Source organism: Flavobacterium cupreum (assembly GCF_003996965.1).
Taxonomy (GTDB): Bacteria; Bacteroidota; Bacteroidia; order Flavobacteriales; family Flavobacteriaceae; genus Flavobacterium; species Flavobacterium cupreum.
Window position 1 is genome coordinate 286,521 of the sequence record NZ_QWDM01000005.1, and the last position, 15,738, is coordinate 302,258.

The window sequence follows — 15,738 nt, forward strand, 5'->3', positions numbered from 1 at the left end:
TTAGCAAAAAACAGAATTCGTAATTGTAAATTTACTTTGTAACTTTGTAGCTTAATGTTTTACCAAATGAAATATAAAATATCTCTTTTTCTACTGTTGATTTTTGTACTCAATTCCTGTCAGGGTGAAGATGAAAAACGCCGTGCAGCGTACGAAAAAGAAGCTAAAAAAAAGGAAGTCATCTTTAATAACATCAATAAAGGCTGGGTTTTTATTGATGAACCGATCAATGAAGTCTCGGAGCAGAACGCAGCAGTCTGGACAGAATGGCGTGATTTTTTAAAAGAAATCGGTGAAAAACCGAGGAAAACAATTGGGGCATTTCAGAAAAAATCGGCTGCAATTGCCCGGAAAGCACTGCTTTTAAACAATAATATTCCGGGACAATTCAATCAGCCTCAGATAAAAAGCAGAATTTCAATTTTGATCACCAAAATTAAAATGATGGACCTTTTTATTCATCTGAACCAGATTCCCGATGAGAAAGTGATTTTTTTAATCGGTGAAATCAATAAAGAATTAGTTTCCCTGGAAAGACAAATGGACAAAGTTGTCGAAAAAGCCAAAATCCCCAAAGAAGAAGGAGAAGCAGATTTCCTTCGAATGTTAGATACAACAAGGGCGATTCCGAATTCGGCGCCGCCACTAGATCAAAATTTACCTAAAGTTGAGTAAAAACGCCTTATATACCCTATATGATAATCTGCCGAAAGCGCAGCAGATTGCCTCAAATTTACTGGAAGAAAACCAGCTAAAAATGCATCTTGGCGGTTTGCTGGGATCTGCAGTATCCTTTGTAATACGCTCTGTTTTTAAGAAAACCGAACTGCCTTTTTTAATTGTATTAGATAATAAAGAAGAAGCGGCGTATTACCTGAATGACCTGGAACAAATGATTGGCGAACAGGATGTTTTGTTTTATCCCGCATCATTTCGCCGTCCGTATCAGGTAGATGAAACCGATAATGCCAATGTACTGCTTCGCGCTGAGGTTCTAAACCGGATTAATTCCCGCAAGAAACCGGCGATCATTGTGACGTATCCCGAGGCGCTTTTTGAGAAAGTGGTGACGCGTCAGCAGCTGGACAAAAACACCTTGAAAGTCGCTTTAAACGATAAAATTTCAATTGATTTTATCAATGAAGTGCTGTTCGAATATGAATTCAAGAGAGTCGATTTTATTACAGAACCCGGTGAATTCTCGGTTCGCGGAGGAATTGTCGACGTGTTCTCTTTTTCAAACGATCACCCGTACCGGATTGAATTTTTCGGGAATGAAGTAGACAGTATCAGAAGTTTCGATGTAGAAACACAGTTGTCGGTAGAAACACATAAAAAAATTACGATTATCCCGAATGTTGAGAACAAGATATTTCAGGAAAACCGGGAAAGTTTCTTAGATTATATTTCAGAAAAAACGGTTCTTTTTATTCAGAATACAGACGGACTTTTTTCGCAGTTAGACAAACAATTCGCCAGGGCCGAAGAAGCTTTTGGGAAACTTTCGGGAGAAATTAAACACGCCAGTCCCGAACAGCTGTTCTTAAATCAGGCCTCATTTATAAAAAGAGCATTAGACTTTTCGGTTGTTGAACTGGCGTCAAAACCAATTTTCAAAACCAGTAAAAAGTTCGAATTTCATATTCTGCCACAGCCTTCCTTCAATAAACAATTTGATTTACTACTGAATAATCTGAGTGAGAATCATTTTAACGGCTACAAAAATTATCTGTTTTGTTCGAATGAAACGCAGGCCAAACGTTTTCATGATATTTTTGAATCTTTAGACGAAGCCAATTCGGAGAATATTCGAAAACAATATCATACCATCGTATTGCCATTATATCAGGGTTTTATTGATGAGGAGAATCAGATTACAGCCTATACCGATCACCAGATTTTTGAACGTTACCATAAATTCAACATCAAAAACGGCTATTCGAAAAAACAGAATATTACGCTAAAAGAATTAACCGCACTTTCGGTTGGGGATTATGTTACGCATATCGATCACGGAATCGGGAAGTTTGGCGGTCTGCAGAAAATTCAGGTGGAAGGCAAAACGCAGGAAGCCATAAAATTAGTGTATGCCGACAATGATATTGTGTATGTAAGCATCCATTCGCTTCATAAAATCTCAAAATACAACGGAAAAGACGGAACACCGCCTAAAATTTATAAACTGGGATCGAACGCCTGGAAAATTTTAAAGCAGAAGACCAAGGCGCGTGTCAAACATATAGCCTTCAATTTGATTCAGCTGTATGCGAAACGCCGTTTGGAAAAAGGGTTCCAGTTTGCGCCGGACAGTTATTTGCAAAACGAATTAGAAAGTTCCTTCATCTACGAAGACACTCCGGATCAGACCAAATCGACGCAGGAGGTCAAAGCCGATATGGAAAGCGATCGCCCAATGGACCGTCTGGTCTGCGGTGATGTTGGTTTCGGAAAAACAGAGGTGGCAATTCGTGCCGCTTTTAAAGCCGTAGACAACAGCAAACAAGTCGCAGTCCTGGTTCCGACCACTATTTTGGCGTACCAGCATTACAGAACTTTTACCGAGAGATTAAAAGATATGCCGGTTTCTATTGGATATCTAAACCGATTTAGAACCGCGAAACAAAAAGCACAAACCTTAAAAGATTTAGCCGAAGGAAAACTGGATATCGTAATCGGAACACACCAATTAGTCAACAAAAATGTGGTTTTTAAAGACCTTGGTTTACTGATTGTCGATGAAGAGCAAAAGTTTGGCGTAAACGTTAAAGACAAGCTCAAAACGATTGCAGCCAATGTCGATACGCTTACCTTAACGGCAACGCCAATTCCGAGAACACTTCAGTTTTCGTTAATGGCAGCCAGGGATTTATCGGTGATTACGACGCCTCCGCCCAATCGTTATCCAATAGAAACCAATGTGGTTGGTTTTAATGAAGAAATAATTCGTGATGCGATTTCGTATGAAATTCAGCGTAACGGCCAGGTTTTCTTTATCAACAACCGAATCGAAAATATTAAGGAAGTAGCCGGAATGATTCAGCGACTGGTGCCAAACGCCAGGGTAGGAATTGGTCACGGACAGATGGAAGGCGCTAAACTTGAAGAATTGATGTTGGGTTTCATGAACGGGGATTTTGATGTCCTGGTTGCAACCACAATCATCGAAAGCGGTCTGGATGTACCCAATGCAAATACGATCTTTATCAATAATGCCAACAATTTCGGATTATCAGACCTGCATCAGATGCGAGGCAGGGTAGGGCGCAGCAATAAAAAAGCCTTCTGCTATTTTATCTGCCCTCCATATTCCTCCATGACCGAAGATGCCAGAAAACGTATACAGGCGCTGGAGCAATTTAGCGAACTCGGAAGCGGATTCAATATTGCCATGAAAGATCTTGAAATTCGTGGTGCCGGAGATTTATTAGGCGGGGAACAAAGCGGTTTCATCAACGAAATTGGTTTTGATACCTACCAGAAGATCATGAACGAAGCTATCGAAGAATTAAAAGAAAACGAATTCAGGGATTTGTATCCGGAAGAGAATGATATTGAAACGAAGGAATACGTAAAAGATTTACAAATCGATACAGATTTTGAGCTGTTGTTTTCCGATGAATATATCAATAATGTCACCGAACGTCTGAGTTTATACAATGAGCTGGGCAGTGTGAAAAATGAAGCCGAACTGGTTATCTTCCAAAACAAATTAATTGACCGTTTCGGACCAATGCCGTCGCGTGCGAATGCGCTGATGAACAGTATTCGCATCAAATGGATTGCCACTGCGGTTGGTATTGAAAAACTAGTGATGAAAAAAGGCAAAATGATTGGTTATTTCGTCTCCGATCAACAGTCTGATTATTATCAGTCCAAACGTTTCCATAAGATGATAAAATTTGTGCAGACACACAGTAATCTTTGTACAATGAAAGAAAAACACACACCAAACGGCTTGCGTCTTTTATTGACTTTTGAGAATGTGAAATCGACCAAAAGAGCTTTGGAGTTGATGGAAATGTTGGAAGTGTAAAGTTTAATTGTAGAAAACGATTTCAAAATTAAGAACATTGTTTAAAGAGCATTGTTTTTGAGGTAAATTATACTATAGTTTTTATCTTTATCATTATTGAGTATTTTAATTTCAGTTAAATTGTTCTTTAAGGCTCTAGTTTATTAACAATTTCAAAAATGTATTTTTATCCTACCCGCATTTATGCGGGTAGGATAAAAAAGTTATTAACAAAATTTTGATTAATGAAAGATTTGACAGTTTCTAATATAGATAGACAAAACATATTAAATAATAATGTTGTGTTAGACAACTTAAGAATTTATGTTGGTGCTCCAGGTATGTTTTTTCTAGAAGAATACAAATATACAAAGCAACAAATATCCGAGTTTTATCAGATAGATGTTGCAACTATTGAAAGATATTTAGACGGTAATGAAAAAGAATTAAAACATAACGGATATTTAGTTTTAAAGGGAAAAAATTTAAAAGAATTTAAAATTCAATTTGGTCATATACTTAACTTATCTAGTAAAACTGCACAATTAGGGGTATTTAACTTTAGATCTTTTTTAAATTTAGGAATGCTTTTGGTTGAGAGTGAGATGGCTAAGGCTTTAAGAAGTAAAATTTTGGATATAGTTATTGATACTTTAAATGAGAAGTCGGGGGGATCAACAAAATATATAAATCAAAGAGATGAGGATTTCTTAAATACAATTTTGAAAGAACCTCATTACAGAAAAGAATTTACTCAAGCTTTGAATCTTTACTTAGATCTAGGGAATGTTAAGTATTCCATTTATACTAGCAAAATTTATGAATGTATATTTAAAGAAAATGCTGTAGAATATAAAAAAATCTTAAATATTAGTGAAAAAGAAAACGCTAGAGATACAATGTATGCAGAGGTATTAAAATTAATTGCATCATTCGAGAGTGGTTTAGCATATGAAATGAAAAAAAAATCAGAAGTCTTAAATAGAAAATTAACTAAAAGTGAAATGGATTCATTATTACAAGAATTTTATAAACATCCACTTTTTGTACCTCTGATAGAAGATGCAAGAACTAAAATGGCTAGCCGTGATTATGGTTTTAGAAAGATATTTCATGATAATCTAAAAAATTATATTGATTCAGTTTCTAAGTCCGATTTTGATAGATTTTTAGGAGAAAAAAGCAAAGCTTTGGAAAAAAGAATAGATGAGAATATAGATGTTTTTAAAAGATTAAAAAACAGGTAAATGATATTTATATACTTTGATTTTGATTATGCTATTCGAGAACATGATTATATTATAGCTCATTCAGGAGGATTAGCAGGAGGTAAAGATTTAGGAGCTTTAAATGCTACTTTAGATTTTGTCCAAGATGATCTTTACTACCCATCTTTAGAAGATAAGGTTTCGTATTTGTTTTATTCGATTAATAAAAATCATGCTTTTAACGATGGAAATAAAAGATCTTCAATAGCACTTAGTGCTTATTTCTTAGAAATTAATGGTCTTGGATATATTGTTGAAAAATTTATTAGAATAATGGAAAATGTTGCAGTCGATGTAGCTGACAATTTAATAGATAGAGATTTGTTAAATGAAATAATAAGCTCAATAATTTATGAAGAAGATTTTAGTTATGATTTAAAATTAAAAATTATTACTGCAAAAACTACAACTTAAGTTTGTTGAATTTTAAAATAATGAAAAAGGCGTATGAAATTTTCATACGCCTTTAATTTTTTAAGACAAAAACAGAACTATTTAACGATCAGTTTTTTAGTCACATTTGAATTTTTCGAATTAATACTTACAATATAAATTCCCGAAGCCAAATGATGATTGATTTGTCCTGAAGCAGCAAGTTTTTCGGTTAGTACCGTTCTTCCACTCATATCAGAAACGGTAATTGCAGCCACATCTCCGCTCTCTAATTCCGGTAATACAACCTGAAATTGATTGTCCGTCGAAGGATTTGGATAGATGGTAATTACTGCATTTTCTGCCTCAACATCTTCTTTGGTATTCAGAGCCATTTTTGAAGCAGACGTACTTTCAAGCTGCCATTGTGCACTGTACCAGCCATCCTGTGAATTACCATATTGAGCCGATCCGGTTTGGTTTTCCACATGAATAATGTTTCCGGATTGCCATCTGTTTCTGATTCTGGTCCAGGTTCCGTCAATATAATCAGCAGACCATTGCGCACTCCAGAAAGTAGTATCCGTAATGTTGCACTGTACACTTCCGGTCTGCCCTTCAATATTAATTAATTCTCCTGTTGCTACATTTTTCAATACGAAATAAGTCGCATCGATCGCAATTTTCTGCCATTTGTAACTGTTGTTCGAAGCCGTTGCCCCATACCCTACATTTGTTCCGGCATCTGATAAATAAGCGCCTGTCCATCTGTTTTTGATGGTGTAATAAGTGCCTGTTGGAGTTGAAACCGTAACAGCAGCTGTACTTGTTTTGCTTCCGCTCACAGTGGTTACCGTTATAGTTGCCGTCCCGTTTGCCACAGCCGTTACTAATCCGTTTGTTACCGTGGCCACAGCCGTATTGCTTGAATTGTACGTAACATTTTTATTTGTTGCATTTGCCGGAAGCACAGTGGGTGTAAGCTGTTGTGTTCCGCCAACGGCTAATGAAACTGTTGTCGGGCTAAGACTTACACTTGTCACCGCTACATTTGATGCATTGACCGTTACCGCACAGGTGGCTGTTTTAGCACCATCCTGAGTTGTTACCGTGATAGTTGCAGATCCTGCAGCTACAGCAGTTATTAAACCGGACGCGTTAACTGTTGCTACAGCTGTATTGCCTGAACTATAACTAACCGCTTTATTCGTTGCTGTTGCAGGCGAAACCGTTGGCGTTACTTGTTGCGTGGCACCAATTAGTAAAGTAGCTGTTGTTGGCGCTAGTGTTACTCCTGTAACCGCTACAACCGTTCCCGGATTAGAATCATACCAGATAGTGTTCATGTACCAGCCTGTTTTGTTTCGGCTTAAATCGGCAGATTGACTGGTTCCGTCATTGAAAATTAAGTTCGTTGAAGTGACGTTGGTAAACGTATAACTGTACCAGCCATTTCCGGCATTGGTCATGTTTACACCCGGCCATGAGGCGTCAGCCAAAACACCTGTAGGCAAAGCACTCCAGTAATAGATTTTAATGCCGGTTCCCCAAGTTGATGGTTTGTAGAAATAAACCGTGAAATTGGTATTTGCATTTACAGTAATTGCTGCAACTGCCGTTTTATTACCATCCTGAGTGGTTGCCGTAATATTGGCTGTTCCTGCCGCAACAGCTGTAACCAATCCGGATGCATTTACGGTTGCCACTGCACTATTACTCGATGACCAGTTTACCGTTTTGTTCGTTGCATTTGCCGGAGCAATCGTCGCCGACAGCTGTTGTGTGTTTCCGGCATATAAACTCGCAGTAGTTGGCGAAACACTTACGGAAGCCACCGGAATTGCCGCAACTGTTATGGCTGAAGTTGCCGTTTTGTTTCCGTCAACGGTTTTGACTGTAATCGTTGTTGTACCTGCTGAAACTGCAGAAACCAATCCGGATGCATTTACGGTAGCAACCGCTGTGTTGCCTGATGTCCAGGTTACGTTTTGGTTGGTTGCATTTGCCGGAGCAATAGTAGCGTTTAATTGTTGTGTCGCGCCTAAACCAACTGTAGCCGTTGCCGGACTAACCGAAACTCCTGTTACAGCTACAGCCGCCACATTTGTATTGGTTAAAACAATATACTGGAAAGCATTAAAAGATTGTGTAGCTCCCGAAACCAAGGTTACAGTAACTCCGGTATAAGCATCTTTATAGGTTCCTGCCATTGCTGACGGAATTACAAATGTTTTACCGGCGTTTCTAAGATTGGCCATTACAATCACTTTCTCTGTGCCCAATGTTTTTGTAAAGGCACAGATATCATCACTGGCATATGGGGTCATGGTACCACGTCTGATGGCAGCACTGCTATTTCTGAAGTTAAGTATCCTGGCAAATTCGGGTGTGGCAGCTGTATTGCTCCAGTTGATTTTCACACTTGTATACGGCCACGGAATTACCTGATTGAAGGCAACTTCTTGTCCGCTGGTTAAAAAAGGAACTCCTTTCATATACCCTGAAACTAAGAAATTGGCCACGACTCCTGCATTACTTTTAAATACGGTAAAAGGAGCGGTATCACTATTGTTTTCTGAGTCATGGTTTGCGGTCCATCTCACTTCCTGCTGATTGCCTGTTGCATAGGTATATTCCATGTCATTAGTGGTCTGGAATCTTGTCGAAACAGGACCTCCGCCTGCTACATTTTTCAAGGCATCATAAAACCATTTGTCGCCAAAATTCATATCAAACCCGGCCTGGAAGTTTTGAAGGCGATCTCCTTCGGCAAGCATTAATAAGTTATGGGAAGAGATACCTCTTAAATTACTGATAATTTCTGTCCAGAAATCGAGAGGAGGATTGTTGGCAAAATCACAACGGTATCCATCGATATTTGCGGCAAAGATCCAGTAACGCATGGCATCTTTTATGGCAGCCCTCAGGCCGCTATTGTTAAGGTCCAGCGCTGCTATGTCAGCAAAATTGGCCAGCTGATTAATCGTTGTTCCGGTTCTTTGGTAATATTCCGGATGGGAAATGGTCCACGGATGATCCCAGGAAGTTCCGTTGACGGCAATATCCAGCATTACTGCCATACCTTTGGTATGTGCCGCAGCGACCAGATTACGCATATCGGTAAGCGTTCCGTATTCGGAGCCCACCGCTTTAAAGTCTTTGATACAATACGGAGAGTTTGTACTTCTTGAATCGGTTCCGTAAGGGTAAATCGGCATTAAATACAGTACATTGATCCCAAGTGACTTAATGCGGTCCAGATCGGAAGTAACTGCGGCTAAAGTTCCCGAAGCACTGTGCGGACGAATATGAACCTGATAAATATTGGCATCTCTGGGGTCCGGCACTCCGGTGTAAGGAGTTCCGTACTGAGCAGGATCCTGTGCATACACTGAACTTGCAAATAATAACAGAAAACAGACTAGTGTTTTCGTGAAATGAAATAATCGGGTGGTAATGTTGATTTTCATAATTTTAATTTTTTTGCATGCTTGTCAGCATCATTAACTAAAATTCATTCTCACTTGCATTGGTTTTTAAATTTGACAAACATTTTGTGGTTAATAGTTTTCAAGTAGTAAAATTCTTGTTTTTTGCCCATAAAAGGACATAGGTATTCTGCCACGAATTTCACGAATCAGCACAAATTTAAATCTGCAGCCTTAATTCGTGGAACTCGTGAAATTCGTGGCAAAAAAATAGTAATCTATAACTTTTTCAATCCTTTTAATTCTGCAGCATTCCCTTCCTTAATGCTGACAGCAACTCCTCCGCCCGGGGCCAGATATTGTTTTAAAATTGTCTTGGAGGTTACGACAACTTTAGTGACGGTATAACTTTGCGGTTTCTCCTTCCAATTCGCATCTTTTGTGTCGGCATAAATGGTAGCAATAAATTTTTTGCCGGCAGGAAGATAATCGAAAGTAATGTTGGCCGTTCTGGCATTTTCATCGGTAATTCCGCCAATAAACCAGGCGTCTTTTCCTTTTGCTTTACGGGCAATGGTAATGTAATCCCCCGGTTCAGCTTCCAGAATGTAACTGTTGTCCCAATCTACGGCAACATCTTTAATGAACTGAAAAGCATCTGGAAAACGCTCGTAATTCCCCGGAATATCAGCAGCCATTTGCAACGGACTGTACATCGTTACATAATAGGCTAATTGTTTTACCAAAGTGGTGTTGACACGTTGTGAACTTCCGGTTCCGTAATACGAAAGATCTGTCTGGAAAATACCAGGCGTAAAATCCATTGGGCCTCCCATTAAACGGGTAAAAGGCAAAATCGTGGTATGATCCGGATTCAGTCCTCCCATGGATTCAAACTCAGTTCCACGGGCTGATTCCTGTGCAACCCAGTTAGGGAAAGTTCTGTTTAAACCTGTTGGACGAACGGCTTCGTGACTGTCGATCATAATTTTATAATCGGCGGCACGTTTGGCTACATTGATATAATGATTCACCATCCATTGTCCGTCATGGTGTTCGCCACGCGGAATAATTTTACCAACATAACCTGTTTTTACGGCATCGTAACCGTTGTCATTCATAAATTGAAAAGCACGGTCTAAGCGACGCTCATAATTCGTTGCCGATCCTGAAGTTTCGTGGTGCATGATAATTTTCACTCCTTTAGAAGCGGCATAAGCATGAACCGCTTTTACATCAAAATCCGGGTAAGCGGTTACGTAATCAAAAACTTCCTCTTTCCAGTTGTTGATCCAGTCTTCCCAGCCAATATTCCAGCCTTCGATCAGGATGGCATCAAAGCCGTTTTTAGAAGCAAAATCAATATACTCTTTTGCTCTTTCTGTGGTGGCTCCGTGTTTTCCGTTTGGCGTTAATTTCGAAAAGTCATCTGTCAGTTTTACATTGTTTTCTTTTCCGAAAGCCCAGGTACTTTTTCCGGCCACAAAATATTCCCACCAGATTCCAATGTATTTTACCGGTTTAATCCAGGAAACATCTTTGTAACTTGTCGGATCGTTGAGGTTCAGGATTAATTTTGAAGCCAAAATTTCAGTTGCTTTATCGCTCACTACAATAGTTCTCCACGGTGATTGTGCATCAGTCTGAATGTAGCCTTTATTTCCCACGGCATCAGGTGCTAAATGACTGCGCATTTTATTAGTCGCAGCATCCACTTCAAGATACATGGCAGGATAATTAATTAAACCGGCTTCGTGAATATTGATGTATAATCCATCATCAGATTTCATCATCGACGGCGTTTGTACGGATACTTCTTTTATCGGCCATTGTGAATTGATTTCAATAGTAGCCTTTTTCATCAACGAAGGGATTTCAGAGATTTTCGAAGTGGTATAGGCATATTCATTGGTATCATAATCTCCCGGAATCCAGAAAATTTTATGATTGCCGGCCAGGTTAAATTCAGAACGCTCTTCTTTAATTACAAAATAATTCAGATCATTTTGTTTTGGAAATTCATATCGGAATCCTAAACCGTCATTGAATAATCGGAAACGGATGCGGATATACCGGTTGTTATTTTTCGCCTGGGCTAAAGTCACCACCAGTTCATTGTAGTTATTGCGTATTGTTTTTTCTTCTCCTAAAACAGGATTCCAGGTATCATCAACTGAGGATTGTGCTGTATTTGTAATGGTAAAACCATCCATAAACGAAGGCATATTCTGCAGTTCTAATCCCAAAGAACTTGGTTTAATAACTGGTTTTTGTTTATATGATAACTGGTAGGAAGGGATTCCACCGTCTTTTAATTCAAATTTTAAAGAAAGGTTTTTGTTCGGAGAAGTTATCTCTTGTGCCTGAACCAACAGAAAATTGGTACAGACAAAAAGAAATAAGACAACTGTTTTGCTTAGAGAAACGGTAAGCAATGTTTTTTTGGATTGAAAATTCATTTTTATTAAGTTTTTTGCAAATCTAACTGTATTTTTTAAAAATGCTTATGTATTAATTTTTCAATATTAGATATTGATAAGGCAAAAGCGTTGTTTCACTGTCAAGCGTTACGGTTGCGCCTGAAAAAGCATCTTTCCATGTTCCCTTTAATGCAGGTGCTACCAGATATTTTGCCGAAGAATTGGTCAGGTTAGAAAGGACTAAAACTTTTTCAGCATCTTTTATCATGGTGAAGGCACTTACCGCATCGCTGCTGTATCCTGTAAAAGTTCCTCTTTTTATAGCGTTGCTGCTATTTCTGAAAGCGATAATCTTTTTATATTCTGCAAGCATTTCGGTATCAGCAGCAGACCAGTCAATAGGCGTACGGGAGAAATAATTCAGTCTTTGTGCATATCCGATTTCCTGTCCGTTGTAAATCATAGGAACCGATTTTAGGTAAGCTGTTACCACAAAACTGGCCATAGATCCTTTTTTCCCGCCAAAAAGCTCCAGAGGCGTTCCGTCAGTAAGGTTAACATCATGATTGCTGGTGTATCGTACCACTTTGTTGTCAGGGCTGTAAATGTTGGCATATTCAGTAGCGTTTGAATTTTGTAAAGTCGACGCAGACAGATTGTCTTTGAAAACTTTTTCTAAGGCACTGAAAAAATTAAATCCAAAAGTATAGTCAAAACCGGAAGTGAAATGACTTATTTTCGAACCTTCCGCTAACATCAGGATTTTTTGGTTTTTTTTGATGCTTCTTAATTTTGTGATGGCATCTGTCCAGAAACCCGGCGCTACGAAATCGGCATAATCACATCTGAAACCATCAATGTTTGCATTATAAATCCAGTACGACATCGCGTCGATCATGGCAGCTTTCATTTCAGCATTATTGAAATCCAACTGGGCAACATCGTTATAATTGGTTCCCGGTGGGATAATGATGTTTCCGCTGCCATCTTTTTGGTACCAATTGGGATGTTGTGTAATCCACGGATTGTCCCAGGCAGTGTGATTCGCAACCCAGTCCAGTACAACAGCCATGTTTTTTTTATGTGCTTCTTCCACCAAAACCTGAAGATCCTGTAACGTTCCAAAATCCGGATTTACAGCTTTATAATCCTGCACCGCATAAGGGGAACCCAGTTCTCCTGAAGCTTTTACTTTTCCAACAGGGTAAATGGGCATTAAATAAATCACATTAGCGCCAAGTTCCTGAATCTGTGAAAGTCTGTCCTGAACACCTTTTAAAGTTCCGGCCTGACTAAAAGCACGGATATTCACCTGATAAATGATGGCATCCTGCTTGTCCGGCATTTTTTCGAAAGCGGTACCATATTGTATGTATGGTGAAGGTGGTGTGGAATTGTCATCAGAAGGACTACACGAAATAAATGCCAGGGTAATTAGCAGGGTGTAGATGATATTTATATTTGATTTCATACTTTAATTTTTAGTTTTAATACATTCGGCATTGCTTTTAAGTTTTAAAACATTTTAAATTAACCTGCCTTCCACGAATGAAAGACAGGGTAATTGCTCAACCAAACTAATTTAAATTTTACTTATTTTTTTGTGATGGTACAGATCGCAGTTGCCGGATAACCGGTAGTTGCCGGATCTGTCTCCACTATTTTGAACGTTACTTCGTAAGTTCCTGCTTCAGCAATAGTATAAGATCCTCCGTTATCAAGATTTACGGTATTTGTTGCAGCATCTGCCGGTCCGTAATTAATAGTCCATTGATCATTCAATCTGAATTTTAATGCTCCCGCTAATAAATCAGTAGTGATTTTCCACGTTTTGGTTTGATGGTCATACGACATCGGAACAGAGTGATTCCATCCGTAGTTGGCGTCACCTGCTGTTTGTTCAGCTGTTGCTGATGCAGGGCCCACAATTCCCCAGGCATATGGAGTAGCCGTCCATTTCAGGGTGTTTAGATTTACTTTCATCTGATACGATCCGGCAGCCGGCAGCAGAAAGTCAGCATCACTCATGTTTTTCATATCGGAATTCGTTTCTCCGGCACCATAAAACTGGGCCCAGTTTCTTTCCTTGTTTAATTTGAATTCACGTCCCTGTCCAACCGGAAGTGTCATATAACCCTGATACACCCCTTTTTGAATGGCAGTTAAAGCAGCAGCAGTTTCTATGCTCCAGCCCTGATAACTTCCGGGCATATATATTTCGCCAAAAACAACACTTCTTTCGTATGGAGTAATGTTTAAGGTAAGAGGATCCGAATACACTTTATGATCCAGGCTTGCTTCAACACGCACGACTAATTTTCCGGCAAGCTCAGGCAGAAGTCCCAAGTCTGTGGCTATCTGGTTTAAATCTTTTCCAAGAATGGCTTTGCTTAAAACATCTTCACCCACTTCAACTCGTTTGGATTTTTGCCAGGCCGTTGGTCCGGTAATATCTGAAATGACATCAATTTGTAAAGCATACGTAACCGCCGTACCAACAGGAAACTGGACCGCAGGCCATGAGAATAACACGACAGAATCATCTGCAGTATCTTCTGTCAATACTAATGTGGTGGAAGAGGCTACAAGCGTACTTGGAAAAGTAACGGTTTTTAAGGTTGTAACCTGGGCAGATTCACTTTCACAGGAGGCACCCAAAAAAAGCAAGCTGCCTAATATGAATAATTTATTTATATATTTTTTCATGAGAGTTTGTTTTTATTGCGGATAACCCGGATTTTGTTTTAGTGCTGTGTTCGCATTTATGGCAGCGGTTGGAATTGGGAACAATTTTCTAAAAGCAGGTGATGTAGCTGTTCTGAATTCGTTAGGTAATAAAAATTTATTAAAACGAATCATATCCTGTCTTCTGTGACCTTCCCAGTTTAATTCAAAACCTCTTTCGTCATAAATGTTATCAAGTGTCGGATTTGCATCCAGCGCATTAAGACCTGCACGTTGTCTGACCGCATCTACAAAAGGTTTTGCCGCTCCCGGATTGCCTAAACGAACATTACACTCCGCCATCATTAAAATGATATCAGCATATCTGTAGATTGGGAAATCATTAGAAGCTCCGCCTCCGGTATTTGCCCCGGCCGGATAAAATTTAATATTACGCACCCCGGCTTGCGGATCTGCTCCCGGAAGATCGATAGACTGAACGTCCATAGTATAATTGACACCTCCTGGCTGTTCACCCGCTAAAAACTGTTTTTTACGAATATCAGCATTGTCATATTTCATGTAAAATTGTTTCGGAACGATAGTACCATTCCAGCCGTTGTATTTTAGTGCAGTGATACCATGAGCACCATAAAGGCTTCTAACGGCATAAACATTACGCGATAACACATCAATAGTGGCGTAAATAGATAAAATCGTTTCGTCCTGAGGGGAAACATCACCGAATAATTCATAGTACTTGTTTCCAAGTGGGCTGCCTGCATCAGCAGCACCGGAGTGAAGTGTAAATCCGCCTTCGCTTACTTTGTTACAGGCTGCTAAACATTCCGCCCATTTTGCTTCACCGGTATAGACTTCCGCATTAAGATATACTTTTGCCAGTACGGTATACGCGGCCCATTTATTGAACCTTCCGTAATATTCCCCGCCTTTATTATTCGAAAGTAATTCGGCATTTTCGGTCAGTTCTTTTACAATAAAAGTATAGATTTCCTTACGGCTTGCCTGTGGAATTTTATCGGAAGCAACATTATTGTCGGTATAAAAAGGAACATCTCCGAAATCATCAATCAGCAGGTAATAGAAAAAAGCACGCGCTACTTTAGCTTCGGCAATTTTTGAAGGGTCTGCATTTGATTTTTCCAATAAGGCGATTGCTAAATTGGCTTTGAAAATACATCTGTACAGCCAGTTCCAGGTATTGGTAATAATACCTTCGCTTGGCAGCCAGCCGTGTTTGTGCAAACGGGCAAAATCCTGTTGCCAGTTACCGTCATTTCGATGCGGAATCACCTGTTCGTCAGAAGACATACAGTTCATATCGTACCAGCCATTATCGGCTCCTGCATAGCCAACACCGGTATAACCATCTCTTGTAAATTCTCCCGGAATCTGGGCATAAATACTGGCAAGGAGACTATTGGTTCCTGCGGGAGTTCCGTAAAATTCATCTGCAGGATATTGATCGTATACTGTTTCACTAACATCAGTACAGCTAAAGAGGGCAAGGAAAGAGATACTTCCTGCCAACAATATATTTTTAATTTTCATTT

At 39.3% G+C, this 15,738-nt stretch carries 9 protein-coding genes; 4 read left to right on the top strand and 5 right to left on the bottom strand.

Going from position 1 to position 15,738, the window contains the following annotated elements:
* The first annotated feature begins 66 nt into the window (after nt 1–66).
* The 4 genes from D0817_RS09810 to D0817_RS09825 all read left to right on the top strand — a co-directional run bounded on the left by D0817_RS09810 (nt 67) and on the right by D0817_RS09825 (nt 5,694).
* A complete protein-coding gene (locus tag D0817_RS09810; protein ID WP_127338218.1) occupies nt 67–675 on the top strand; it encodes a hypothetical protein in 609 nt (202 codons plus the stop codon).
* Nucleotides 668–4,033 carry a transcription-repair coupling factor gene (gene mfd / locus D0817_RS09815; RefSeq protein ID WP_127338219.1) on the top strand — a complete coding sequence of 1,122 codons (3,366 nt, stop codon included), beginning with the start codon at nt 668–670 and terminating at the stop codon, nt 4,031–4,033. The genes D0817_RS09810 and mfd overlap by 8 nt, the downstream gene beginning before the upstream one ends.
* A 224-nt stretch (nt 4,034–4,257) precedes the next feature.
* Complete coding sequence (locus D0817_RS09820; RefSeq protein WP_127338220.1) at nt 4,258–5,259, top strand: DNA-binding protein; 1,002 nt, start codon at nt 4,258–4,260, stop codon at nt 5,257–5,259.
* Nucleotides 5,260–5,694: a type II toxin-antitoxin system death-on-curing family toxin gene (locus D0817_RS09825; protein WP_127338221.1), complete on the top strand. Its 435-nt coding sequence runs from the start codon at nt 5,260–5,262 to the stop codon at nt 5,692–5,694.
* Nucleotides 5,695–5,771: 77 nt separating this feature from the next.
* Here the strand turns inward: D0817_RS09825 and D0817_RS26215 are convergent, their stop codons facing one another.
* The 5 genes from D0817_RS26215 to D0817_RS09855 all read right to left on the bottom strand — a co-directional run bounded on the left by D0817_RS26215 (nt 5,772) and on the right by D0817_RS09855 (nt 15,736).
* The gene (locus tag D0817_RS26215) at nt 5,772–9,122 is read right to left on the bottom strand and encodes an Ig-like domain-containing protein (RefSeq protein ID WP_238160848.1); all 3,351 of its coding nucleotides are present in this window, start codon (nt 9,120–9,122) and stop codon (nt 5,772–5,774) included.
* Between the two features lie 236 nt (nt 9,123–9,358).
* Entirely contained in the window at nt 9,359–11,539 is a 2,181-nt protein-coding gene (locus D0817_RS09840; RefSeq protein ID WP_238160849.1) for a glycoside hydrolase family 97 protein, read from the bottom strand.
* Between the two features lie 52 nt (nt 11,540–11,591).
* Nucleotides 11,592–12,971, bottom strand: coding sequence for an alpha-amylase family glycosyl hydrolase (locus D0817_RS09845; protein WP_127338222.1), 1,380 nt, complete (start codon nt 12,969–12,971; stop codon nt 11,592–11,594).
* Nucleotides 12,972–13,093: 122 nt separating this feature from the next.
* A complete protein-coding gene (locus D0817_RS09850; protein ID WP_127338223.1) occupies nt 13,094–14,206 on the bottom strand; it encodes a SusE domain-containing protein in 1,113 nt (370 codons plus the stop codon).
* Nucleotides 14,207–14,218: 12 nt separating this feature from the next.
* The gene (locus D0817_RS09855; RefSeq protein WP_127338224.1) at nt 14,219–15,736 is read right to left on the bottom strand and encodes a RagB/SusD family nutrient uptake outer membrane protein; all 1,518 of its coding nucleotides are present in this window, start codon (nt 15,734–15,736) and stop codon (nt 14,219–14,221) included.
* Nucleotides 15,737–15,738: the final 2 nt, after the last annotated feature.